We start from the raw sequence: 25,650 nt of genomic DNA, 5'->3' as shown, positions 1-25,650 counted from the left end.
GGAAGGGACGAATTCATTGTTCCAAAATAGGAACAAACAATTCGATTTTAGCGGCTTGTTTCATTTTTGTGGGTAACTAGAATTCACCCTAAGCCGACACGCAATTGACGGCATCCCCGGTGAAGGGGGCCTGCGTGGACGGATTTTCCGAACCCAGGCTCAGGAGCCACAGCAATGACCACGATTCTGCAAATCAATTCTGCCGCCCGCTCGCAGGGTGCCAACTCGACCACGCTCGCCAACGAAACGGTGACGCAACTGGTCGCGAAGAACCCCGGTGCCAAGGTGGTCGTGCGCGATCTGCTGGCCGACGGCGTGCCCCATCTGGACGAAGCCGTGATCGGCGCGTTCTTCACGCCGGAAGACCAACGCTCGCCGGAGCAGAACGCCATCATCGCGCGCAGCGATGCACTGATCGCAGAAATTCAGGCCGCCGACTATGTCGTGTTCGGCGTGCCGCTGTACAACTTCCAAGTGCCGTCGCAGTTGAAGGCCTACTTCGACTGGATCGCCCGTGCCCGCGTGACGTTCCGTTACCGTGAAGACGGCACCGTGGAAGGCCTGATCCAAGGCAAGAAGGTGCTCGTGGCGTTTGCTCGCGGCGGCAACTACAAGGACACGCCTGCCGACAGCCAGACCCCGTACCTGAAGGCCATTCTGGGCTTCCTCGGTATGACGGACGTGACGTTCATCTTCGCCGAAGGTCTGGCACGTGGCCCGGAATCGGCCGCTGCCGGCTTCAAGAACGCCCGCGACGCCATCGCAGCGCTGTAATTCAGCGTACTGAAGCGGCGCGCCCGGTCGGGCTGCGAACGTAGCCCGACTCGCCGGACCCTCCCGGCGAGCGGGCGCGTCGCGTTTCTTATTGCTAGTTGTCCCGCACGCGCAGGAACCCCCAATGACCAACCCGAATTCCGTCCCGGGTCTCGCATCGGGTCCCGTATCTCTCGTATCGCTACGGACCCGTGTCAAGAAGCGCCCGGCCGCCCATGCCGACGCGCCGGTCATTCCGCGCGTGCTTCCTGTCTCCCGGCCCGGTCGCTGTGCCGCGGCCGCGGGGGCGGGTGTTTTCGATCAGACTGACGAGACCGATCCGTTTCTCTCGGTCGATGTATTCCGCCGTCACGGCGCGTGCATTCCACCGCATCCGCATGCGGGGTGTGCCGTGGCGACCTATCTGTTTCCCGAATCCACGACGTCGATGCGCTGTCGAAACGCGCAAGGCGGTGACGACACGCTGCAACCGGGCGATTTGCTCTGGCTGGAAGCGAATTGCGGCACCGTGCACGACGACGTCCCGGACGACCTTTGCAAGACCGTGCGCGGCGTGCGTCTGGTCGTCAATCGTGCCGGACGCCATGCGCATGGCGCCCCCGATCAGACGGTGGTTCGCGCGACAGCGATGCCGCAGTGGCAAGCGGGCGGGCTCGATCTGACACTCGTGTGTGGCGAGTGGGGTGATCGGCAAGTCGATCGCGCTGATCGCATTAGCCGTGACGAGACGCCTCAAAGCGGTGGTGCCCCTTCAAGTGAAGAGAAACCCACGACGTTGTTACGACTCGACTGGCGCGACGACGATGTGCGTACGTTCACCGTTCCGTGCGACGGCCGCCGTTGGATTGCGCTGATCGCGCAGGGCGAGGCGGCGCTGGCGGGTCATGCGTTGCGTGCCGATGGCGGCGACGTAGAGGCGTTGTCGCTACCACCGGGCGAATGGCAGATGGCGGGGCGCGCTGGCGCACGCCTGCTGCTCGTCGGCGGTACGCCACTCGATGAGCCGGTGGTCTTTCGCGGCAACTTCGCGGCGCGCGACGAGGGCGATCTCATCAACCTCATGCGGCTTTACCAGCAAGGCTCGATGGGCACGCTTTGATATGGCGTGACGGAAGTCAGTGCCCAATGAATGCAGAAGGGGGATTCGGCCATTGCGACCGAATCCCCCTTTTTTACGTTGCCGTATGACTTCAGCGCACTACGTCACCGCGTCACGTTGCAGCAACGGCACTACGGCACTGCGGCACGTCATGCATCACTGATGGAAGTTCAGCGTCAGCATGGCGCTGCGACCCGGGGCCCACGTGGCGTAGATCGGGTAGGCGCTGGCGTAGTACTTCTTGTCGAAGATGTTCTGCACGTTCAGTTGCAGATCGACGCTGCGCGAGACGCGATATGTCGCCATGGCGTCGAAGCGCGCGTAGCCCGGCGTCCACTTGCGCGTGGTGGCCGACACCGACGCGTAGGTGAGGCTCGATAGCGTCATACCGGCGCCGAGCGTGATCTTGGGCAGCACTTCGTAGTCGGTCCACAGCGTGACGTTGTGCTTGGGCACCATCACCATCGGCAGACCCGACGCACCCGGTGCGCTCGGACCTGCATCGGTCGTGATCGCATCCAGATACGAGTAGCCGCCGAACACACGCCAGTGCTGCGTCAGGTTACCGGCCCAGCCAAGTTCGGCACCGCGCACGCGCTGGCTGCCGGCGTTGATCGTGCCGCCCAGACCATCGCTCACGCGAGCATTGGTCTTGTCGGTCTGGAACAGCGCTGCGGTGAGCGACAGGCGTTGCTCAAGCACATCCCATTTCGCACCGATTTCGATGTTGCGGCTACGCTCGGGCGAGAGGTTCGAGTTGCCCGTCGTAATCTGGTCCGTACCGCCGCCCAGACCGCTGTTTGCGCCCGGCGGGTTCGCCGACGTGCCGTACGACGCGTACAGGCTCAGTGTCGGCAGCACCTTGTACACCACGCCCAACTGGAAGCTGAACAGGGTTGAGATGTTCTTCAGGTCCGGCGCACCGGCTTGCACGGCGTGAACGTCGAAGCGATCGACGCGCATGCCGCCGTTGAGCAGCCAGCGCTCGGAGAGCTTCACGCTGTCGAACAGGTAGGCCGAGGCCACATCGGTGCGCGTGTTCGTTGCGGCACCCGGGAAGGCCTTGTCGCCGTTGAGGACGAGGCTGCCCGTCCACGGGTTGTCCGGATTCCAGCCGCCGATGGTCGTGCAGTTGTAGGCCACCGAGCAGGGGCCGCCCGAGCGGATGTTGTTGCCGGCGCTGTCTGCGACGAGATACCCCTCGTAGCGGCTTTGTTCGTTGCTGAATTCGACACCGCCCGTAAGCGTGTGCTCGAAGCCGAACAACGTGGCCTTGCCGGTGAGTTCGGTCTGGTTGGCGATGCTGTTGGTGGCGTACTTGCCGCTCTTGGCTTGCAGCGAAATGATGTTCGGGTTGCCCGACTGGAACTGCGGGTTCGTCGCCACGTAGTCGAGCGTCGAGCGGCCGACCATCGTGGTGTTCTTCACTTTCCACGTGTCGTTGAGGCGGTGCTCGATCTTGATTTCGCCGGTGTCGGTCTGGCCGCGACGGTAATCGCGGTTGTTCAGGCCGTAGAACTGGTTGCGCTGGAAGCCGCCGTCGGGCGTGCCGCCTGCCGAGCGGAACGGCGCGCTGAAGTCCGGCATGTCGTACGAATTCAGGTGGTAGTAGCTGAACGTGACGGTGGTCGGGCTGTTCAGGCCGAAGGCCACCGACGGCGCAATACCCCAGCGCTTGCTGTAGACGTTCGTGCGGCCGGCCTGATCGGCGTCGAAGCCCATGGCATTCAGGCGCACGGCGGTCTGATCGTTGAGCTGGCGGTTAACGTCCAGCGTCAGGCGCTTGTAGCTGTCGGTGCCGAAGCCGAGGCTGGCGTTGGTGAAGTCTTCCAGTCGCGGCGTTTTCGTCGTGATGTCGATGCTGCCGCCCACGGCGCCGCGTCCGGCGTAGACCGAATCCGGGCCCTTGATGACGCTGATGTTCTCGATGGCGAACGTCTCGCGGTTCTGCACACCGGAGTCGCGCATGCCGTCGACGAAGATCGAGTTGCGCGATTCAAAGCCGCGAATGACCGGGCGGTCGGCCGACGGGTTCGCGGCGGCGTCGCCACCGAGGAACGTGATGCCGGGCACCGTCTTGAGTGCGTCGGCGAACGTGGTGGCGTTTGTCTGCTTGATCAGCTCTTCGGGAATGACCGTGACCGAGCGCGGCGTATCGCGCAACGGGTCGACGAACTTGTACGAGGGCAACGTCTTGGTCTGCATGGCCGACGGCACTGCGCTGTCGTTCACTTGCGTGGTCGGCAGGGTGACGGCGTTGGCGCTGGCGTTGGCGCTGGCAGGGGCGGCGCTGGCACCGGCCGGGTCCGTATTACCGGACGGAGCGGGCTGGGTGGTCTGTGCGGCAGCGGGGAGGGCGAGGGCGCCACCGGCAACGAGCAGGGCGCAGGCGGTCACGAGCAGACGCTGGCGCGTCTGGAAAGCGGTAGACATACGTGTGTTCCGGCTATGGCGTCACCGTCGGACGCCTGACGGGCCGGGCAACGCACGATTCTTATCAGTTGATAATGAGACGAATTCTCATTACGGCCGGAAGTTTAATATGTTCAAGAAAGCGTGTAAACGTTTGAAATGATCTATGCGTTCGTATATTTCGGTGGGTAAAACCGTAATGACGTTGAACCGGCACGGTCCGGCTTTTTGATAGCGATAACTATCAAAATGGCACCAAGTTTTGAAAATGATCGCCAAAGCGATCATCGGCAGTCTCAATCCGGCAAACGCCAGTCGATGGGTGTCTTGCCGTGCTGTTCGAGGAAGTCGTTGGCGGCGCTGAAATGGCCGCAGCCGAGGAAGCCCCGATGCGCCGAGAGCGGCGATGGGTGCGGGGCTTCGAGCAGCAGATGCCCGTGTCCCGCAAGCAAAGGCGCTTTTGCCTGCGCATGGCTGCCCCAGAGCAGGAATACCAGCGGGCCTTGCTGTGCCGCGAGACCACCCAGCAGCGTGTCCGTGCACGCTTGCCAGCCGCCTTTCTTGAAAGGCTTCGCGTGACTTGCCGCATTGCCTGCTTCGACCGTCAGCGTCGTGTTGAGCAGCAATACGCCTTGCTTGGCCCACGCATCGAGATTGCCGTGCGACGGCGGTGATATCCCGAGATCGCGCTCGATTTCCTTGTAGATGTTGCGCAACGATGGCGGCACGCGCACCCCGCGTTGCACCGAAAACGCCATGCCGTGCGCTTGTGCGATGCCATGGTCGTCGCCGTGATACGGGTCTTGTCCAAGAATCACGACTTTGACGTCCTGCGGCGACGTCATGCGCAGCGCGTGGAAAATGTCGGCCGGATAGACCGTCTTGCCTGCCGCCACTTCCGCGTCGACATACCGGCACAACGGTGCGTACGCGTCGCTGGCGACGAACGGTGCGGTCAGTGCCTTCCATGCGGCAGGCAGCGCATCGAACTGATCTTCGACACGGCCTTGCAGCGGCCCCGCGACAGCAGGGGCTGCCACGGCCTCACTCGCGCCACTCACCCTCGCAGCCGAACCTGTTTCAACCGCCGTATTGGCGTCGGCAGTCTCGGTGGCCGGTGCGGGATCGTCGAACAGGGAGCGCTGATGCTCGTCGTTGGCTTTCGCTCGTGCGCGTGATGTCATGCGGTAGGTCTTTGGAAATACGTGAATTCGGAAGGCAGGCGACGCCGGTCGGGCGATGACCCCATCAGCGCGTCGTCACGGTTGTGCTCGCTCATCGGCCTCAACCGCCGAGCACCTTCTGTCGCAGACGATAGCCACGTTGCGCCTTGCTCACGTCGTCGCTGTGCAACTCGGGCAGCACTTGCCGCAAGTCCTGCGACAGCGCGAAGAGAATGCGCTCGCCCTGTGCGTTGCGGTCGTCATCGGGCGCTTCGAGCAATTCCAGTTCGACTTCCAGCAGCGGTGCCGTGTGGCGCTGGCCGTTGGCTTCGACGGCGACTTCGCCACGATCGAAGGCAATCTCCACTGCTGTCCCGTCACCGGCAACGTAGCGCCACAACCGCCGCACGAAGTTCGTCTCGAACTGGGCAACCACGCTCGCCCCCTCGGCGCGCAGCATCGCCGCCGTCGCGGGGACGTCGCACGCGGCGATCAGCGCATCAAGTTCCAGCGCCTCACCCTTGACCGGCTGTTCCCACTCGTGGCGCACATGCAAACCGTCGCGCGCTTCACCGACTGATTTCAATGTTTGCAGCCACTGTCCCGGATGACCGTCGCGCGCGACGAAGCGCAGACGCAAGGCCGCCTTGGCACGCGACAGCGCGAGCGATGGCGTATCGAAATAGCGGTTCACGAGATGGCGTTCGCCTCGCGCCTCGGCACCGGGCAGGTGATCGAGATGCGCGATGAGGGCGTCGGCACGTGCAGCGGGGAGGTCGCCCGGCAGGGCAAGTTTGAGTTCGCGTTCGATGGCCATTGACCGCTCCTGTATCAGCGCGGCATGTCGAACAGCGTGGCGAGGGCATCGCCCGGCTCGGGCGCGCGCATGAAGGCTTCGCCGACGAGAAAGGCATTGACGTTGGCCGCGCGCATGCGGGTCACGTCGTCACGCGACAGGATGCCCGACTCCGTCACCACCAGACGATCCTGCGGAATGTGCTTGAGCAGGCCCAGCGTGGTGTCCAGCGTGACTTCGAAGTTGTGCAGGTTTCGATTGTTGATGCCCAGCAACGGCGTGCTCAACTCAAGACCTGCATCGAGCTCGCGGCCGTTGTGCACTTCCACCAGCACCGCCATGCCCAGCTCGTGCGCCTGCGCTTCCAGATCGCGCATGTGTGCCAGTTCCAGTGCAGCGGCGATCAGCAGAATGCAGTCCGCTCCCATCTCGCGGGCTTCATACACCTGATAGGCGTCGATCATGAAGTCTTTGCGAAGCACCGGCAGATCGCACGCGGCGCGTGCGGCTTTCAGATACTCGGTCTTGCCTTGGAAGAACTGCTCATCCGTCAGTACCGACAGACACGCGGCACCGCCACGCTGATACGACTCGGCGATGGCCGGCGGCACGAAGTTCTCGCGAATCACGCCCTTCGACGGACTCGCTTTCTTGATTTCGGCAATCACGCCGGACAGCCCGCCTTCGATCTTCGTGCGCAGCGAACCCACGAAATCGCGCGTGCGTAATTCGCTGTCGCCGACGGTGGCTTCGGCATCGCGGCGCAGGCTGATCAGGTCGCGGGCGCGCTTGGTGGCGGCAACTTCTTCGGCCTTCACGGCCAGGATCTTGTCGAGAACGGTAGACATAGCGATCAGTATTTCGGGCTTCAATAGTGGGTCAGACGTCGACGTGACACGTTCGGCATCTGACCATCAGATTACGATTTGAATCGTTGCGTGAACGTCACGAACTCGTCGAGTTTTGCGCGCGCGGCACCGCTCGTGATGGACTCGCGTGCCATGCGGATCCCGTCGCCGATGGACGCGGCGCGATTGGCGGCATACAGCGCCGTGCCCGCGTTGAGTGCCACGATTTCGCGTGCAGTGCCCGCCTTGTCGTCGAGCGCTTCGAGCAGCATCGTCTTCGACTCTTCGGCGCTGCCCACTTTCAGGCTGCGGTTGCTCACCATCTGCAAACCGAAGTCTTCCGGATGAATTTCGTATTCGGTGACCTTGCCGTCCTTGAGCTCACCCACGACCGTGGAGGCGCCCAGCGACACTTCATCCATGCCGTCCTTGCCGTAGACGACAAGCACGTGTTCCGCGCCCAGACGCTGCATCACGCGCACCTGAATACCGACCAGATCGGGGTGGAACACGCCCATCAACTGATTCGGTGCACCGGCCGGGTTGGTCAGCGGGCCGAGGATGTTGAAGATCGTTCGCACGCCCATTTCCTTGCGGATGGCGGCCACGTTCTTCATTGCCGGATGATGGTTCGGCGCGAACATGAAGCCGATGCCGACTTCACGCAGGCACTCGGCGACTTGCTCGGGCGAGAGCATGATGTTCACGCCCAGCGCTTCGAGCACGTCGGCGCTGCCCGACTTCGAGCTGACGCCGCGATTGCCGTGCTTCGCGACCTTCGCACCCGCGCCTGCGGCGACAAACATCGACGCCGTCGAGATGTTGAACGTGTGCGACACATCGCCGCCGGTGCCGACGATATCGACGAAATGCTCGTCGGCCGGGGCGTCGACGTGATTGGCGAACTCACGCATCACTTGCGCGGCCGCGGCGATCTCGCCGATGGTTTCCTTCTTCACGCGCAGGCCGGTGATGATGGCGGCCGACATGACCGGCGAGATCTCGCCTTTCATGATGAGACGCATCAGATGGAGCATCTCGTCGTGAAAGATTTCGCGGTGTTCGATCGTGCGCTGCAGGGCTTCTTGCGGGGTAATCATGGAAGACTTCTCTCCTCTGCCGGGTCGGCCGCGTGGTTGTCGCGGCGATCCGCTGTCTTGTCCGTCAGGTGCCGGCATCGATGCCGGGCAACCTGCTCATGTCATTCGAAATCGCTTGGGGTGCAGCGCTGCGCCGAATTCAGGCGGCCTGCGCCACACGCGGCGCGGCTTGCAGGAAATTGCGCAGCACGGCATGGCCGTGTTCCGAGAGGATCGACTCCGGGTGGAACTGCACGCCTTCGACGTCGAGCGTCTTGTGGCGCACGCCCATGATTTCACCGTCGTCGGTCCAGGCGGTCACTTCGAGGCAATCGGGCAGCGATGCGCGCTCGATGGCCAGCGAGTGATAGCGGGTGACGGTAAAGCGCTTGGGCAGATCGGCAAACACGCCTTGTTGCGTGGTTTCGATCTCGCTCACCTTGCCGTGCATGATCTGCTGGGCGCGGATGACCTTGCCGCCGAAGGCTTCGCCGATGGCCTGATGGCCGAGGCAGACGCCAAGAATCGGAATTTCGCCCGCAAAGCGCTTGAGCACGTCGAGCGTGATGCCTGCGTTGGCCGGGCAGCTAGGGCCGGGCGAGAGGCAAATGCGATCGGGGGAGAGCTCGGCGATGGCGTCGAGTGTGATCTCGTCGTTACGGAAGACGCGCACGTCTTCGCCTAATTCACCGAAGTACTGGACGATGTTGTAGGTAAACGAGTCGTAGTTGTCGATCATCAGCAGCATGATGGTCCCTGTTCGTCTGGTGACATTGAAATGTCGAACGCGTGAGATTTGCGAATTTCCCCTGAGCGTGCCCCCACATTGACTTCGCGGTCCGCGGGGGAGGGCGCTATGGGGATGAGATAGACGTGGCGGGTTACCGCCACCAGCGCAGGGCGACGGTCAGGGACGACCAGAGGAGGGAGGAAGACTGAATCGACTTCATAGTGACGGCGATTGTAGCAGTAACCACCGTTGCTCGTGGGCGGGGTGTCGCAAAAAGCGGTCAAACAGCGAATTTCTCGCGTGATCGGGCCATTTCTCGCAAGAATGTGCGCGCGACAGGGCCCGTCATTCGACGATTCTGCCCCCCGATCAGAGGGCAGAATGCGACGCTCAGGCGCCCTTTTTCGACTTCCGGACCGTTGTGGCTTTTGTCGCAGGTTTCGTCGCGGCTTTCGTCGCCACTGGGGCGCTTTTCTTGACCGCCGTCGTGCGTTTGCGGGGCGCAGCAGCGGGTGTCCGCTTTGTTGCCTGCTTCTGTGCCTGCTTGGGTTCCTGCTTCAAGGCGGCGTCTTCGAATACCGCCAGAACCCGTTCCAGATCACTTTGCTCGTCGCCGTCGATCGGCACCGCGAAGCTGAGATCCTTCACCGCCTTCGCTACCAGACGGATGTGTTCGGGCGAGGCGTGCGCCAGCATGCCCGGAATGGCGTTCATGGCGGCGTCCGGCGACATTCGCAGCAAGCCCGCCTGCCGGCGGATCATCTCGCGGAAACTTTCGATGGGAATGTCCCGTTCGCTGCGCGGCAACGACCGCGCCAGATTGAACTGACGCTCATCGGCTTCACCATGCAGACGATGCACCCACAGCAGCGCACGAATCCCTGCCTCCAGTGCGCCGCCGTGATGCAGTTCGTGCTGACGATTGGCCAGTGCTTCTTTCACGAACGCAATGTGCTCCGGCGATGTGCCCGGATGCACGCGCACCGCCGCCCCGTCGCTGCCGTGCAGCCCCGCAAGCGCCTGTACCCACGGCTGACCGTAGATCAGCTCGAAAGCCTTCTCGTAGCCGTCATCGCGGATATCGCGATAGAAGTTGAGCGACTGCTCGATGGCCGTCGACATGGCGGTCTGAAACGCGAGGAACGGGTTGTCCGGCGACACCGGCTGCCGGGTCTCGCGAATGCGCTCGGCTTTCTCGGCAAACGGTGCGGCAAACGGATTGCGATCCGACCACATTTCGTAACTCACGCGCAACGGATGCAGCATGCGCATCCAGTACGCCGAGTTCGGCGTAACCATCGCCCGCACCCACGGTTGCACGAGGCTCCGGTACAGGCCGAGATTGATATCCGACAGATGCGCCACCGCCGCAAAGCGCCGGTCGCTCTCGGTGTCCGGCTGCACGATGGCGCGCACGTCCTCGATGCTGCGCCGCTGGATCGACATCACATAGTCGCCATCGATCAGCTCCCGATGCGGCGTATCGGCGGTTTTTTCGGCAATCTGCGCCTGATAGATACCCGCCGGCAGCACGTCGATCAGATCGATGTTGTTGACGAACTTGCGGTGCTCCTTTCTCCCGGTGCTGCTCGACACGAAGATGCCCAGATGGCCGATGCTGTCGTGTGTGGCGTACACGATGGTCTGGTCGTGGCTGAACACTTCCGCGTCGTCGCGATACATGTCGGTGATAAAGCCGAGTGCCTGCGGCGGCGGCGTGATGTTGTCGCCGTACGAGCAAAACACCACGATCGGCGAGCGGATATTGCGCAGGTCGAGCCGGATGCCGTCGCTCGTGATCAGTTCCGCGCTGGTGAGCCGGTTGCCGACAAACAGGTTGTCGACGATGTACTGCATCTCCACCGCGTTGAGGAACACGTGCCCGCCCCAGTACTTCTCAAAACCGAGATAGCGCGGCGCTTCCGTATCGACGTTGGCGTACAGGTGGTATTTCTTGCGCCACAGCGTGTTGGCCGGGTCGAGATTCTCGAAATTCTGGACGAGCCATGCCCCGTCGAAGCGGCCATCGCCAAGGTCACTCGTGAGCGCCGTGAGCCAACTGCCGCCCAGCAGGCCGCCGGAATAGCGCATGGGGTTGCGTCCGCGCCAGCCTGCCCAGTACGAGAGCGGCGCACCGGCCACGATGATCGGGCCGAACAGCTCGGGGCGCATGGCCGCCGTCATCAGCACCTGCCAGCCGGCCTGACAATTACCGATCACGGCCGGCTTGCCCGCACCCTCGGGGTGCATCGAGATGACTTTCTCAAGGAACGCCGCTTCCGCATGCATCACGTCTTCGACCGTCTGGCCCGGTACCGGGTCGGGCAGAAAGCCGACGAAATAGCACGGATGACCGGCCCGCAAGGCAGCACCGATTTCACTATCGGGCTTGAACCCGCCGATGCCCGGGCCGTGCCCCGCACGCGGATCGACCACGACGAACGGGCGCGCGTTGGGCAGCGTGGGCGCATCGTCAGGGGGCTGAATCCGCATCAGGCAGTAGTTGCACGGGCGCGGCAGGTCGTGCCCATCGAGAATCACTTCCGACGGGAAGTCGAGCACATTCGGTGCCGACTCGGCCAAATGTTCCTGATACTGATTGCCGCGCTGACGCATCACGTCTGCGAAGAGCACGCTGCGCTGCCACGCGTCGACGGCATACTCGGCAGCGGCGGCCATCCACGGCATATTGTCGAGCCACGGATTGGCGGCAAGCCATGGCGTGTCAGACCGTGAGGTGGAAGTGGAAGACGTCGCGCGGGACGTTTGGCGTTGGAGTGCGGCAGACGACTTGGCAGGCATGGCAATGACCTCGCAAATCCGGCATGACAGGGCTTGGCGGATGCTGTGAAAGCGCAGGCGTCACCCGAGAACCCGGCGATACCCGCGCGCCCCTTGTTAACAACATCAAGCCATCGAACTGAGCGTGCGGCGAAAACGTCGCAGCGAGATGGCGAAGAACACGGCGCCAATCACGGCCAGCGCCACGAACTGCACCCACACGACGCCGATCCCGGCGCCTCGGAACAGGATCGCCTGCCCCAGCTCGACGAAGTGCGTCGTGGGTGCTGCGAGCATGATGTCCTGCACCACCTTCGGCATGCTTTCGCGCGGCGTGTTCCCGCCCGATAGCATTTGCAACGGCAGCAGTACCAGAATCAGCAACATGCCGAACTGCGGCATCGAGCGGGCCAGCGTCGCCAGAAAGATGCCCATCGACGTGGTCGCAAACAGGTGCAGCGTGGCGCCCAGCAGGAACAGTGCCACCGACCCGCCGATCGGCACATTCAGCGCGCCGCTCACGATCAGCCAGAGCGACATGGCGGCGGCGATCAGCACCACCATGCCCATCGACCAGACTTTCGCCAGCATGATCTCGGTCGGTGTCACCGGCATGACGAGCAAATGCTCGATGGTGCCGTGCTCTCGCTCACGAATCAGGGCGGCCCCCGTGAGGATGATCGACAGCATCGTGATGTTGTTGATGATCTGCATGAGCGCGCCGAACCACGCCCGCTCCAGCGTCGGGTTGAAACGCACGCGCAACGCCAGCTCCACCGGCAGCTCCGCATTTGATCGGTATCGCTGGACGAATTCCCGCACTTCCGCCGACACGATCTGCTGCACGTAGCCGCTGCCCGAGAACGCCTGACTCATGCGCGTGGCGTCCACGTTCAACTGCACTTCCGCATGACGGCCCGCGAGCACGTCGGCCTGAAAGTTGGGCGGAATGTTCAGCGCGAAGGTGTAGGCGCCTTCGTCCATGCCCCGGTCCACGGCGTCGGCGCTGATCATGCGCGGCTGCGCGAACTGCGGCGGGTAGAACGCGGAGACGATGCGTGCGGACAGCGGTGACGCGTCTTCGTCGACGATGGCGATCGGCGCGAGATGCAGCGTGTCGGGCTGCGCCGTGGCCGACGAATACACCGAGGCCGTGAACGTGTAGATGATGAGCACGAGCATCATCGGGTCGCGCACTAGACTCCACAGCTCTTTCACGCCAAGCCGGTAGATGTTGGCCAGATGCCGCCGCCACGCGTGGGGGTTGCGCGGCTTGTCAGCGCTTGCCGGGGTTCGCGCGGGCGCGACGGGGGGCGTCGAAGATGCCGGCGGCGTTGGCGTTGGCGATTGCGGGGTCGAGGGGCTCGCCATCATTTGTCCTGTTTCTTGAGCAGCAGGATCGTGGCGCCCAGAATCACGGGCACGGCGACGAGCATCGGCCAGAAGGCATTGCCGAGGTCAGCAAACCCGAGCGCCTTGTTGAAGACGCCCCGGCTGATGATCAGCATGTAGGTCGCCGGGTAGATCTCGCCGATGAACCGGCCTGAGCCCTCCATCGATGGCACCGGCGTGAGCATGCCCGAGAACTGAATCGCCGGGATCATGGTGCCGATCATCGTGAAGAACAGGGCCGCGATCTGGCTGCGGGTGAAGGTGGACGCGAGCAGGCCGATGCCTGTGGCAACCACGTTGAAGATGAAGATGGCCGTCAGCAGCGTGAAGAAGCTGCCCTTGATCGGTACGCCGAAGAGCGTCACGGCGATCAGCGCCATGAGCAGGAAATTCAGCATGGCGAGCGCCACGTACGGAATCTGTTTGCCAATGAGAAATTCGGTGCGGGTGACCGGCGTGACATACAGGTTCAGGATTGACCCGAGTTCCTTTTCTCGCACGACGGACAGCGCCGTGAGCATCGCCGGCAGCATCAGCAGCAACAGCGGAATGACGGCGGGCACCATGGCCGGCAGACTCTTCACGTCGGGGTTGTAGCGATAGCGTGTCTCGATGTCGAGCGAGGCGGTCGCGCGCACGCCGAGGCGTCGCAATGACTGATCGGCCAGCCAGTTCTGATGCATGCCCTGCACGTAGCCTTGCACGGTCTCGGCGCGCATCGGCATCGCGCCGTCGATCCACGCGCCGATCTGCACGTTCTTGCCACGCGATACGTCGCGGGCAAAACCCGGCGGAATCTCGATGGCCAGTGCCAGTTCGCCGTCACGCAGGCGTCGGTCCATATCGTCGTAATCGACAATCGGCGGCTGCTCGATGAAGTAGCGCGAGCCTGCAATATTGAGCGCGTAGTTCTGGCTGAGCGTGGTCTGGTCACGATCAAGCACGGCGTAGCGCAGGTCTTCCACATCCATGCTGATGCCGTAGCCCATCACCAGCATCAACACCAGCGAGCCGACGAGTGCCAACGTGGCGCGCACGGGGTCGCGCTGCAACTCCAGTGTTTCGCGCCACAGGTAGCTGATCATGCGGCCGAACGAAAACGCTTTGTGCTTCGTGTGTGCGGTTTCAGTGGGCGCTGCGGCAGCCGGTTCGGTCTTCGGCGATTCGGGTGATTCAGGCGCTTCAGGCGTGCCGCCGCCCGCTTCCACGAGATATTCGATGAACGCCTGCTCCAGCGTCGCGGCGCCCTTGTCTTTCGTAATCTTGGCGGGGGGATCGGAGACCAGCACACGTCCCGCGTGCATCAGCGAAATGCGGTCGCAGCGGTCGGCCTCGTTCATGAAGTGCGTGGAGATGAAGATCGTCACGCGGTCGCGCCGCGACAGCTCCACCAACAGGCGCCAGAAATTGTCGCGCGCTACCGGATCGACGCCGGACGTCGGTTCGTCAAGAATCAGCAACTCGGGCTGATGCACCATCGCGACCGCGAGCGACAGGCGCTGACGCATGCCGAGCGGAATGCTGTCGGGCAGGGCGTCGAGCACGTCGGCCAGACCGAAGCGCAGCACCATCTCGTCCACCCGGGTGCTCACCTCCGCCTCGGGAACGTGAAACAGGCGTGCGTGCAGCACCAGATTCTGATGCACGGTCAGCTCGGTATAGAGCGAGAACGCCTGCGACATGTAACCCACGCGACGGCGGGTATCGATGTCTTTCGGATTGACCTCGCGACCGAATAGCCACGCTTGCCCCTCACTGGCTTCCAGCAGGCCGGTGAGCATTTTCATCGTGGTCGATTTACCGCAGCCGTTCGAGCCGAGAAAGCCGAAAATCTCACCGCGCTGAATGCGGAAATCCACGTGATCGACCGCCACGAAATCGCCGAAGCGCATCGTCAAGCCCTTGGCTTCGATGGCGATCTCGGTGTGTTCGTCGATGTGAAGCGGTGGAATGACGACGGGCTCGTAGCCGAGTTTCTTGTCGTCGGGCAGTAGGTCGATGAATGCCGCTTCGAGATTGTCGCGATGCGTGCGGGCGAGCAGTTCGGCGGGTGTGCCGGTCGCGAGCACCTTGCCTGCGTCCATCGCCACCAGCCAGTCGAAGCGCTGTGCCTCGTCCATATAGGCCGTGGCGACGATCACGCTCATGGTCGGCCGCTCGCGGCGAATGCGCGCAATCAGATCCCAGAACTGTGCGCGGGCGAGCGGATCGACGCCGGTCGTCGGCTCATCGAGAATCAGCAGGTCGGGGTCGTGAATCAGCGCGCAGCACAGGCCGAGCTTTTGCTTCATACCGCCCGAGAGCTTGCCCGCCGGCCGCGCGAGGACCGGTTGCAGCCCGGTGCTGCGCGTCAGGTCGTCGATACGGCGGCGACGCTCGGCCGCGTCGTGCCCGAACAGGCGCGCGAAGAATTGCAGGTTCTCTTCGACGGAGAGCGTGGGATACAGGTTCTTGCCGAGCCCCTGCGGCATGTAGGCGATGCGCGGGCACACGAGGTCACGATGCACCTTGCTGGCCATGTCGCCGCCGAGCGCTTCCACGGTGCCCGTTTGTACCGCGCGCGCGCCCGCAATCAGCGAGAGCAGCGTGGACTTGCCCACGCCGTCCGGGCCGATCAGACCGACCATGCGGTTCGCTGGGATGTCGATCGAGACGTCGTCGAGCGCGAGCGTCTTGCGGCCGTAGCGCAAGGTCACGCCCGCAACATGCACGACGGGCACTGCGCTGTTGCTGTCGATGCCGCCGGCAGGAGGAGGGAGGGGCGCCGTCATGATGCGGCGCTCACTGCGGGAGCTTGGTCTGCAACTGGGCCGGCCACGCTTCCTGACTATCGGTCTTCACCCACGCGACGCCCGGCAGGCCGGTCTTCACGAGTTTCAGATGCTGTTGCAGAAGTTCGGGCGAAATTTGCGCGCGCACGCGGAACATCAGCTTCTGGCGCTCGCTCTCGGTTTCCACCGTCTTCGGTGTGAACTGCGCGGTGCTCGAGACGAACGAGATGCTCGCGGGAATGACGTACTGCGGCGCGGCGTCGAGAACGATGCGCGCTTCGGCACCCATGGCGAGACGCCCGGCCACGGTCTCGGGCAGGAAGAACGTCATGTACACGTCCGACAGATCGACCAGATTCAGCACCTTGCCACCGGCCGCCAGGACTTCGCCGGGTTGCGCCACGCGGTATTGCACGCGCCCGTCGCGCGGGGCCTTCAGGTCGCTGTCAGCGATGTCGGCTTCGATGCGGTTGACGGTGGCTTGCGCAGCTTCGACCGTCGACTTGGCACCGGTGACCTGTGCGTTGGCCGCTTCCACTGCCGATTGCGCGGCGGCGATCTGTGCGCGGGCCGCGTTCACGGCAGCGCGCGAACTGCGCACGCGCGCGCGGTCGTCATCGAGTTCCTGCACCGACGACGCGCCTTCTTTCGAGAGAGTTTCCGAGCGGGCGAGACGGCGTTGTGCGGCATCGAGTTCGGCTTCGCGTGCGGCGGCGTTGGCTTCTGCCGTGGCCTTGTCCGACACCCTTGCCGCTGCTTGTGCCTGAATCGCCGCGACGTTGGTGACGGCCTGCTGATACTGCGCACGCGCTTCGTCACGCTGCGCGTTGAGGGTGTCGATCTGCATCTTGGCGAGCACTTGCCCCGCTTTGACGAAGTCGCCTTCCTTCACGTAGATATCCAGCACGCGGCCGCCGAGCTTGGTCGCGACGTCGACTTCGGTGGCCTCAATGCGTCCGTTGCCGCTGGCAAAGCCCGCACCCGGGCCGGTGTGGCTGTAGGTCTTCCATCCGTACCAACCCAGACCGACGACGACCAGTACGATCAGTGCGGGAACCAGTTTCTTGGCGTTCGGAAGCGTCATGTTCGTTGACCTCTTGATTATTGGACGGGCTGCGCGGGCGCTGCGGTTGCCGTGGCTGCTGTGCCTGCCGTGCCTGTCGTACCGTCAACGCTTTGCGTCGAGGGCACGATCACACGCGGCGTGCGTGCGAACGGGCCGCCGGGCGCGTCGGCCGCGGGCATCAGGCGGCTGCCGCCGCCAAGCGCTGAGTAGAGCGAGACGCGCGCCGAGAGCAGCGCGCGGCGCGTCTGCACCGTCTGTTGTTCGATAGCGAGTAAATCGCGCTGGGCGTCGAGCACTTCGAGGAAGGCTGCGGCGCCGTGGTCGTAACGCAATTTGGCCAAGCGAGCGCGCTCAGCTTGCGCGTCCTGCGTCGCTTGCAGAATCGTGACCTGCTGGGCGAGCCAGTGACGTGCACTCAATGCGTCGGCCACATCGCGAAATGCGCCCTGAATCGTCTTCTCATAGTTCGCGACCGACTCCACACGTCGCGCTTCGGCCAGATCGAGATTGTTCACGAGACGCCCGCCCTGAAAGATCGGGATGTTGATGCTCGGCGTGAACGCCCACGCGGCACTGCCGGCCTTGAATAGACCGTCGAGGGCGCTGCTGGCCGTGCCCACCGACCCGGTGAGCGTGATCTGCGGGAAGAACGCGGCACGCGCGGCGCCGATGTTTGCGTGCGCGGCGCGCAGTTGGTACTCGGCGGCAATGATGTCCGGGCGGTCTTCGAGCAACGCCGAAGGCAGGCCGGGTTCGAGATCGCGCATCAGCGCGTCGTCGTCGACCGTACGGTCGAGGGCGCGCGGTGAGGTATCGATGGGCGCGCCTACGAGTACCTGCAAGGCATGCGCCTGCACGGCGCGCTGCTGTTCAAGCTGCGTGACGAGTGCGCGGGCCTGTTGCCACAGCGTGGTGACTTCCGTCAGATCGAGCTTCGACGTAGAACCGACTTGCTCGCGGCGAGTGAAGATGCGCAGCGACTCGGCGCGGCTATCGACGGTTTGCTGCGCCAGCGTGAGGCGCTCGTCGTATTCGCGCAGACTCAGCCAGGTCTGGGCCACTTGTGAGATCAGGCTCAGTTCGAGTGCGCGGCGCGAGGCGTCGGATGCCAGATAGTCGTCCAGCGCGGCATCTTTCAGATTGCGAATGCGGCCCCAGAAGTCCAGTTCCCATGAGGCGAGGCCCAGCCCAACCTGATATTGACTGCTGATATACGGGTTGCCGGTGAGGCTCAGATCGCCAGGCAGGCGCTGACGGGTTTCGCTCGCGCCTACGCCCAGTGACGGAAACAGATCGGCGCGTTGAATGCCATACACCGCACGTGCCTGCTCGACGCGCGAGAGCGCCACGCGCAAGTCGCGGTTGTTGGCCAGCGCGGTCTCGATGAGACTGCGTAACTGCGGATCGGCAAAGTACTCGCCCCAACTCAGCGTGGCGGCGGGCTGCGATGTGGCGGAAGTGGATGCTGTGGGTGCCGTGGGCGCGTCAGACGCCCAGGTGCCTGCGATCGGCGCAGCGGGGCGCTCGTAAGTGGGCGCCATCGAAATACACGCGCTCAATGTGCTGAGTGCAGTGACGATCAGTGCGGCTTTAGCAGACAGTGCGAGGGTATTCGCAACGCCCGAACGCATACGTGAATTGCATGGTTTCGCCATAGATGTTTCGGCCTCCCGAAGGACCTGCCAACTATAGCTCGGTGACGTCAATCGGCGTATACCAAAGTGGCCGAAAAAAAGCGAACGGTTGTGCTAAATCAACAAGGGCCCCGAATCGAGTAGAGGATCGATTCGGAGCCCTGCTTATTCGTATGCAATATAAGTAAAGCGCTCGCGTTTCAAACAGCAACCGGCTTCACTTTGGTGCAACGCGTTCATGGCAGCGTTGCACCGTTGTGCAGATCAGTACTCGGCGTCGAGTCCGTCCTGCACCTGCTCGGCAGCGCGCAACACGGCGCGTGCCTTGTTCTCCGTCTCTTGCCATTCCGATTCGGGGACCGAGTCGGCCACGATACCGGCAGCGGCTTGCACATAGAGGTTGCCGTCCTTCACGATGCCCGTGCGAATGGCGATCGCCACGTCCATCTCGCCGCCGAACGACAGGTAACCCACGGCGCCGCCGTACAGGCCACGCTTGACAGGTTCGAGTTCGTCGATCAACTCCATGGCGCGAACCTTCGGTGCGCCGGTGAGCGTGCCTGCCGGGAACGTCGCGCGAAGCACGTCGATGTTCGACAAGCCGTCTTGCAGGCGGCCTTCGACCGAGCTCACGATGTGCTGAACGTGCGAGTACTTCTCGATGATCATCTTGTCGGTGACTTCGACCGTGCCGGTTTGCGCGATACGGCCCACGTCGTTACGTGCCAGATCGATGAGCATGACGTGTTCGGCAATTTCCTTCGGATCGCCAAGCAATTCGGTAGCGAGTTCTGCATCGCGTTCGGGCGTGGCGCCGCGCGGGCGGGTGCCGGCGAGCGGGCGGATCGTCACGATTTCATGCACGCCATCTGGCGTTTGGCGACGCTCCTGACGCACGAGGATCTCGGGCGACGCGCCGACCACCTGAAAGTCGCCGAAATTGTAGAAGTACATATACGGCGACGGGTTGAGCGAGCGCAGGGCGCGATACAGCGAGAGCGGCGAGTCGCGATACGGCTTGATCAGGCGCTGGCCGACCTGTACCTGCATCAGTTCACCGGCAGCGATGGCTTCCTTGGCCTTCGCGACGGCGGCCAGATAGTCGGGCTTGGCGAATTCGCGGAAGGTTTCGGTACGCACGCTGCCGGAGGTGACCGGCGCGTCGACCGGCGCCTTCAGGCGAGCGCGCAGATCGCGCAGTCGCAGGCGCGCCTTCGAATAGGCTTCGGGCTGCGTCGGGTCGGCGTAGATGATGAGGTAGAGCTTGCCGGTCAGGTTGTCGATCACGGCGAGTTCTTCCGTGAGCAGCAATTGGATGTCGGGCAGGTTCAGGTCGTCGCGCGGCGTGGTGTGGGCGAGCTTCTTCTCGATGTAGCGCACGGCGTCGTAGCCGAAGTAACCGGCGAGGCCACCGGCAAAGCGCGGCATGCCCGGGCGCAGCGCGACTTTGAAGCGGGCCTGAAATTGGGTGATGAACTCGAGCGGGTCGCCTTCGTGTGTCTCGACGACGACGCCGTCGCGCACGACTTCGGTCTTGGGGCCGAAGCTGCGCAGCAGCGTGTGGGCCGACAGACCGATGAACGAGTAGCGGCCGAAGCGTTCGCCGCCGACGACCGATTCGAGCAGGAAGGTGTTTGCACCGCGCCGGTCGCCCAAGGCCAGCTTGAGATAGAGCGAGAGCGGCGTGTCGAGATCGGCGAAGGCTTCGGCGATCAGGGGAATGCGGTTATAGCCTTCGTTGGCCAGCGATTTGAATTCGAGTTCGGTCATGGTGCACTCTGCCTGCAAGTTTGCCGGCGGGTGGTCCCGCAGATTCGGCGTGGATTGGCGTTAAGAAAACCTGAAAGGTATTTCGGGGAGGCCGACCTGCGGTCGAACTGCATCGCTCGTGCACCCCTCGCCGGCTGCCGGTCCGCGCACGCACCGTCAATACGCGCAAGCGTACGGCGGTGCGACGACAGAATCGTGTCTTGACGAAGACGCGCGCCGTGCAAAACGGCGCGTGAGTGCAATAAATCTTGGGAACAACAACGATGCAAGAAACGGGTTGCTGAAGACGAGCTCCAGCGGTCCCGGCCACCCTGTGAGAAGGGTTTAGCAGGACCAGCGTCGCCAGGGCCAGGCCCCCCGGTCGATCACGCTCAGACTCCGTTTCTTGTTCAGGAACATGCGTTTGAATGCACTGTGAAAGTTGGCAATGCGCTGAAGGGTTTCAGCCAGCCAGTGAGGGCGTCGCCTTGGGCACGATGGCCCGGGCAGCGCCCAGAATTGAGCCGACTATACCATCGGTGTCAATCGTTTGTATAGATTCGCCATGGTTGTAGCCATACGGCACCGTGAGCGACCGGCAGCCCGCTGCACGTGCCGCCTGAGCGTCGTTGCCCGAGTCGCCGACGAGCACCGCCTGTGCCGGTGCCACCCCGAACGCTTCGCACGCTTTCACGAGCGGCATCGGGTCGGGTTTGCGCTTGGGCCACGAATCGCCGCCGTACACGAGGTCGAACTGATCGAGCAGCCCGTAGTGCTCGAGCAGGCCGATGGCGAAGCGATGCTGCTTGTTGGTGATGCAGGCCACCGGCAACCCGGCGGCGCGCAATGCCGCGAGGCCCTCGCGCACTTCCGGGTAGAGCGCCGTGTTCTCGCCGTTGATCGACGTGTAGGCGGCTTCGTACTTGTCTTGGGCGCGGCTGAAGTGGGCGTCGATCTCGGGCTCGGAGAAGCGCTCCGCGAGCGTCTTGCGCACCAGATTGGCCGTGCCCTTGCCCACGAACGTCATCAGGCGCTCGACCGGCACAGGGGCAGCCCCCAAGTCGGCCAGCATGGCGTTCAGTGCAACGCCGAAGTCGCCGGCGGTGTCGACGAGCGTGCCGTCGAGGTCGATCAGCACCGCGCGGATGCCGTCCAGATGAATCTCGTTCGGGGGGAGGGACATGGTCTCGGCCTTACTTCGTGGCGGGGGTGGCTTTCGCAGCGTTCGCGACGCTGGCCAGCTCTGTGCGCATCTGGTCGATTACCGCCTTATAGTCGGGTTTGCCGAAAATGGCCGAACCGGCGACGAACGTGTCGGCACCGGCCGCGGCGATCTCGGCAATGTTGTCGACCTTCACGCCGCCGTCGATTTCCAGACGGATTTCACGGCCGGTCTCGGCGGTGTAGGCGTCGATACGGGCACGCACCGCGCGCAGCTTGTTGAGCGCTTCGGGAATGAACGACTGACCGCCGAAGCCCGGATTGACCGACATGATCAGAATCATGTCGAGGCGGTCCATCACGTGATCGAGGTAATTCAGCGGCGTGCCCGGGTTGAACACGAGGCCGGCCTTGCAGCCGTTGTCGCGAATCAGGCCCAGCGTACGGTCGATGTGTTCCGAGGCTTCCGGGTGGAACGTGATCAGATTGGCGCCGGCCTTGGCAAAGTCGGGCACGATACGGTCAACCGGGCGTACCATCAGGTGCACGTCGATAGGCACGTCCACGTGGGGGCGAATCGCTTCGCAGACCAGCGGGCCGATGGTCAGGTTGGGAACGTAATGGTTGTCCATCACGTCGAAGTGAATCCAGTCGGCACCGGCGGCCACGACGTTACGGACTTCTTCGCCCAGCCGGGCAAAGTCGGCGGACAGGATGCTGGGGGCGATGCAGAATTGCGTCATGGCGTGATGGGGCTGGAGCGTCAAAAGCGCTATTTTAAAGCTTTCGCCTGACGCCTGTCTGAAAGCCGGTTGCCCCCTGCGGCGACTTGCCGCAGAATGCCTTGCAAATCAAGACGACACGCGCTGGGCGCGCAGCAGGTGCCCGAATCGAGGGTATCGGCCCGGCCAGCGTGACCAGACAGACCCAAATACCGCACGTATGCGCAATAGGAACACCCGATGAGCCAGTATGAATTTACCGTCACGGTGCGCCCGCAATACTTGCCCGAGCAGTCGGAACCGGATCGCCGGCAATTTGCCTTTGCCTACACGATCACGATTCGCAACAGCGGGGAAGTGCCTGCGCAATTGATCTCGCGCCATTGGGTCATCACCGACGGCGACAACAAGGTGCAGGAAGTCAACGGCCTGGGCGTGGTCGGGCATCAACCGTTCCTGCAACCGGGCGAACAGTTCGAATACACGAGCTGGGCCATGGTCGGCACGCCGGTCGGCACCATGCGCGGCGAATATTTCTGCGTAGCCGAGGACGGCACGCGCTTTGAAGCGCCGATCGCCGAATTTGCGCTTACCATGCCGCGCACCCTGCATTGAGGGTGAGGGGCGGCATGAGCGAGGCGGGGAACGCAGGGAAGGCGGAGCAGGCAGATCAGCGGCGGTCGTCGGACCAGTCTTCGCGTTTGAGCGGGTCGTCCAACGGCTTGGTCGACGCGCGGTCCGCCGGGTCACCGGCATCGATGCCGTCGACCGTATCGCTCGGCATCGGTCTGACCGGACGCGCCGGCGCTTCCCGCATCTGGCGCACCCGGCGCGTGGGCGAGGGCCTGCGACGCATCACAACAATCGCGGCGACGATCACGATCGCCAGCAAGACTTCCGGCAAGACCAGCAAGGCCGGATATTCATCGAACAAATTACCCATGATGCTTTCCCTGAATGTGTTCGGGCGGTGGCGTGCCGGCCGGGGCCTGGCGCTCGCCGCGTTTGCCGCATTGCTGTACGGATGTTCGAGTGTGCCGCCGAAAGACGCCTATCGTCCAGGCACACCGCCGTCGAACGTGCCTTCGCCACCAACCGGGGCTGGCCGCATGCAAGCCGTGTCGTGGTCGCAAGTCGACGGCTGGCAGGACGATTCACTCATCGGCGCACGGCTCGCGCTCGCGCAAACCTGCGTCAAGCTGGGCCGGCAGAGCACATGGCAGCCGGCCTGTCGTGCGTCTGAGCATCTCGACGATCTCGACCCGGCGTCGGTACGCCAGTTCTTCGAGCAATACTTTACGCCGTTTCGTATTGCCAACTCCGATGGCACGCAGTCGGGCCTGATCACCGGCTATTACGAACCGCTGTTGCATGGTTCGCGCGTGCGTAACGGTATCTATCAGACGCCGCTCTACCGCTGGCCAGCCGGACGCAAGGTGGGCTCGCTGCCCGCGCGCGCCGAGCTTAACCGCAGCGGTATCCTGCGCGGCAACGAGCTGGTCTATGTGGACGACCCCATCGAGGCGTTCTTCCTGCAAGTGCAGGGCTCCGGTCAGGTGCTGCTCGATGACGGTACGGTGATGCGCGTGGGCTACGGCGGCAACAACGACCAGCCGTACAAGTCGATCGGCCGCTGGCTCATCGATCGTGGCGAGATCACTGCGGCGCAGGCGACGATGCAGGGCATTCGTGCGTGGGCGCGCGCCAATCCGTCGCGTGTCGATGCGTTGCTCGACGTGAACCCGCGCTTCGTGTTTTTCCGCGAAATGCCGAATCATGGCGTGGGCGGGATCGAAGGGCCGGTGGGTGCCTTGGGCGTGCCGCTGACCGCCGAGCGCTCGATTGCCGTTGACCCCGCGTCGATTCCGCTGGGCAGCCCGGTGTTTCTCTCGACCACGCGTCCGCCGTTCGGGCCTCAGGCCAACGCGCCGATCAATCGCCTGATGTTCGCGCAGGACACTGGCAGCGCCATCAAGGGCGGCGTGCGTGCCGACTTCTTCTGGGGGTTGGGCGACGACGCCGGCGATCTGGCCGGCCGCATGCGGCAGAGTGGCCGCATGTGGGTGTTTCTGCCGAATCAATGAAAGAAGCCCAATGAAAAAAGCCCGCGAGTTTCGCGGGCTTTTTTCTTATGGGCGATTAGCGAGAAACGCGCCGCTCAACGCGGACGCTTATCCACCACCCGGCGTGCCTTGCCGACCGAGCGCTCGATGCCGCCCACTGGACGCACACGCACCGCGCACGACACACCGATCAGCGTCTTGATGTCGCGCTTGAGCTCGCTGCCCGCCGACTTCAGTGCCGCGTCGTCATGGCAACCCACGGCGGCTTCGACGTCCACTTCCATCGTGTCCATCGGGCCTTCCTTGTCCAGCACGATCTGATAGTGCGGCGAGAGCACCGGCTGGCGCAGCAGCAACTCTTCGATCTGTGACGGGAAGACGTTCACGCCACGGATGATCATCATGTCGTCCGAGCGGCCGGTGATCTTCTCCATGCGGCGCATCGTGCGTGCCGTACCCGGCAGCAGACGCGTCAGATCGCGCGTGCGGTAACGGATGATTGGCAGCGCTTCCTTCGTGAGCGACGTGAACACCAGTTCGCCGAATTCGCCATCGGGCACCACTTCGCCCGTTTCCGGATCGATGATTTCCGGGAAGAAATGATCTTCCCAGATCGTCGGGCCGTCCTTGGTCTCGGCGCATTCGCACGCCACACCCGGGCCCATCACTTCCGACAAGCCGTAGATGTCGACCGCGTCGATGCCCATGCGCTTCTCGATCGCCAGACGCATGTCGTTGGTCCACGGCTCGGCGCCGAAGATACCGATGCGCAGCGACGACTCAGAGGCTGCCATGCCCTGACGCTCAAGCTCGTCGGCAATCGCGAGCATGTAGCTCGGCGTGACCATGATGATGTCGGGCTTGAAGTCCTGAATCAGTTGCACCTGCTTCTCGGTCTGGCCGCCGCCGAACGGAATCACCGTCAGGCCGGCGCGCTCGGCACCGTAGTGGGCACCGAGACCGCCCGTGAACAGGCCATAGCCGTAGCTCACGTGCACTTTGTCGCCGCGACGTGCGCCCGAAGCGCGAATCGAGCGGGCCACCAGATCGGCCCACGTGCTGATGTCGTTGGCTGTGTAACCGACCACCGTCGGCTTGCCCGTCGTGCCCGACGAGGCGTGAATGCGCGAGACCTGTTCCATCGGCACGGCAAACATGCCGAACGGATAGCTGTCGCGCAGATCCTTCTTGGTCGTGAACGGGAACTTGGCCAGATCGGCCAGTGTGTTCAGATCATCCGGATGGACGCCGGCCTCGTCGAACTTGCGCCGGTACACCGGCGAGTTCTCATAGGCATGCCGCAGCGTGGTCTTCAGCCGTTGGAGCTGGAGGGCGCGCAGTTCGTCGAGGCTCGCTTTCTCGATCGGATCGAGCGGCAAGGCGGTGGTCATGTCTGTCTCCTTGGGGCTT

Annotated in this window: 20 protein-coding genes; 4 read left to right on the top strand and 16 right to left on the bottom strand. The window is 63.5% G+C overall.

The features are described from left to right. Positions 1-174 precede the first annotated feature (174 nt). Together AT302_RS24485 and AT302_RS24480 are read left to right on the top strand one after the other, a co-directional pair. Positions 175-774 (top strand): FMN-dependent NADH-azoreductase, encoded by a 600-nt coding sequence (locus tag AT302_RS24485; protein WP_058376229.1) that lies wholly within the window; start codon positions 175-177, stop codon positions 772-774. A 124-nt stretch (positions 775-898) separates the two neighbouring features. Next, positions 899-1,873, top strand: coding sequence for a pirin-like C-terminal cupin domain-containing protein (locus AT302_RS24480; protein WP_058376228.1), 975 nt, complete (start codon positions 899-901; stop codon positions 1,871-1,873). A gap of 156 nt (positions 1,874-2,029) precedes the next feature. Here AT302_RS24480 and AT302_RS24475 read toward each other — a convergent pair whose 3' ends face one another. The 14 genes from AT302_RS24475 to rpe form a co-directional block, all read right to left on the bottom strand. Further along, positions 2,030-4,306, bottom strand: a complete 2,277-nt coding sequence (locus AT302_RS24475; RefSeq protein WP_058376227.1) for a TonB-dependent receptor — start codon at positions 4,304-4,306, stop codon at positions 2,030-2,032. A 275-nt stretch (positions 4,307-4,581) separates the two neighbouring features. Then, on the bottom strand, positions 4,582-5,469 hold the full coding sequence (locus AT302_RS24470) for a uracil-DNA glycosylase (RefSeq protein WP_058376226.1): 888 nt from the start codon (positions 5,467-5,469) through the stop codon (positions 4,582-4,584). 100 nt (positions 5,470-5,569) lie between these two features. Continuing rightward, positions 5,570-6,265 carry a CYTH domain-containing protein gene (locus AT302_RS24465; RefSeq protein WP_058376225.1) on the bottom strand — a complete coding sequence of 232 codons (696 nt, stop codon included), beginning with the start codon at positions 6,263-6,265 and terminating at the stop codon, positions 5,570-5,572. A gap of 14 nt (positions 6,266-6,279) precedes the next feature. Further along, the gene (gene trpC / locus AT302_RS24460; protein ID WP_058376224.1) at positions 6,280-7,092 is read right to left on the bottom strand and encodes an indole-3-glycerol phosphate synthase TrpC; all 813 of its coding nucleotides are present in this window, start codon (positions 7,090-7,092) and stop codon (positions 6,280-6,282) included. 71 nt (positions 7,093-7,163) lie between these two features. After that, positions 7,164-8,192 (bottom strand): anthranilate phosphoribosyltransferase, encoded by a 1,029-nt coding sequence (gene trpD, locus AT302_RS24455; RefSeq protein ID WP_058376223.1) that lies wholly within the window; start codon positions 8,190-8,192, stop codon positions 7,164-7,166. A gap of 139 nt (positions 8,193-8,331) precedes the next feature. Next, complete coding sequence (locus AT302_RS24450) at positions 8,332-8,919, bottom strand: anthranilate synthase component II (protein WP_058376222.1); 588 nt, start codon at positions 8,917-8,919, stop codon at positions 8,332-8,334. A 372-nt stretch (positions 8,920-9,291) separates the two neighbouring features. After that, entirely contained in the window at positions 9,292-11,703 is a 2,412-nt protein-coding gene (locus AT302_RS24445) for a DUF3141 domain-containing protein (protein WP_084656443.1), read from the bottom strand. A gap of 105 nt (positions 11,704-11,808) precedes the next feature. Then, a complete protein-coding gene (locus AT302_RS24440; protein ID WP_237172010.1) occupies positions 11,809-13,056 on the bottom strand; it encodes an ABC transporter permease in 1,248 nt (415 codons plus the stop codon). Then, positions 13,053-15,845, bottom strand: a complete 2,793-nt coding sequence (rbbA, locus tag AT302_RS24435) for a ribosome-associated ATPase/putative transporter RbbA (protein ID WP_084656441.1) — start codon at positions 15,843-15,845, stop codon at positions 13,053-13,055. The genes AT302_RS24440 and rbbA overlap by 4 nt, the downstream gene beginning before the upstream one ends. A gap of 10 nt (positions 15,846-15,855) precedes the next feature. Further along, a complete protein-coding gene (locus tag AT302_RS24430; RefSeq protein WP_058376221.1) occupies positions 15,856-16,929 on the bottom strand; it encodes an HlyD family secretion protein in 1,074 nt (357 codons plus the stop codon). 17 nt (positions 16,930-16,946) lie between these two features. Further along, positions 16,947-18,542 carry an efflux transporter outer membrane subunit gene (locus AT302_RS24425; protein ID WP_064675003.1) on the bottom strand — a complete coding sequence of 532 codons (1,596 nt, stop codon included), beginning with the start codon at positions 18,540-18,542 and terminating at the stop codon, positions 16,947-16,949. A gap of 267 nt (positions 18,543-18,809) precedes the next feature. Beyond that, positions 18,810-20,315, bottom strand: a complete 1,506-nt coding sequence (gene trpE / locus AT302_RS24420) for an anthranilate synthase component I (RefSeq protein ID WP_058376220.1) — start codon at positions 20,313-20,315, stop codon at positions 18,810-18,812. A gap of 442 nt (positions 20,316-20,757) precedes the next feature. Continuing rightward, entirely contained in the window at positions 20,758-21,477 is a 720-nt protein-coding gene (locus AT302_RS24415; protein ID WP_058376219.1) for a phosphoglycolate phosphatase, read from the bottom strand. A gap of 10 nt (positions 21,478-21,487) precedes the next feature. Beyond that, positions 21,488-22,198 carry a ribulose-phosphate 3-epimerase gene (rpe, locus tag AT302_RS24410; RefSeq protein ID WP_058376218.1) on the bottom strand — a complete coding sequence of 237 codons (711 nt, stop codon included), beginning with the start codon at positions 22,196-22,198 and terminating at the stop codon, positions 21,488-21,490. Positions 22,199-22,417: 219 nt separating this feature from the next. On the opposite strand from rpe, the gene apaG reads away from it, so the two are divergent. Then, the gene (apaG, locus tag AT302_RS24405) at positions 22,418-22,792 is read left to right on the top strand and encodes a Co2+/Mg2+ efflux protein ApaG (RefSeq protein ID WP_058376217.1); all 375 of its coding nucleotides are present in this window, start codon (positions 22,418-22,420) and stop codon (positions 22,790-22,792) included. A 55-nt stretch (positions 22,793-22,847) separates the two neighbouring features. Here apaG and AT302_RS27890 read toward each other — a convergent pair whose 3' ends face one another. Further along, complete coding sequence (locus tag AT302_RS27890) at positions 22,848-23,120, bottom strand: hypothetical protein (RefSeq protein WP_058376216.1); 273 nt, start codon at positions 23,118-23,120, stop codon at positions 22,848-22,850. Here AT302_RS27890 and mltA point away from each other — a divergent pair. After that, a complete protein-coding gene (gene mltA / locus AT302_RS24395) occupies positions 23,119-24,261 on the top strand; it encodes a murein transglycosylase A (protein ID WP_058376215.1) in 1,143 nt (380 codons plus the stop codon). The genes AT302_RS27890 and mltA overlap by 2 nt on opposite strands. Before the next feature lie 74 nt (positions 24,262-24,335). On the opposite strand, the gene paaK is transcribed toward mltA, so the two are convergent. After that, complete coding sequence (gene paaK, locus AT302_RS24390; RefSeq protein ID WP_058376214.1) at positions 24,336-25,631, bottom strand: phenylacetate--CoA ligase PaaK; 1,296 nt, start codon at positions 25,629-25,631, stop codon at positions 24,336-24,338. Positions 25,632-25,650 lie beyond the last annotated feature (19 nt).

This window comes from Pandoraea norimbergensis (assembly GCF_001465545.3).
GTDB lineage: Bacteria > Pseudomonadota > Gammaproteobacteria > Burkholderiales > Burkholderiaceae > Pandoraea > Pandoraea norimbergensis.
The sequence above is the reverse complement of the archived record's forward strand: the minus strand, read 5'-3'. Positions and strand labels throughout refer to the sequence as shown.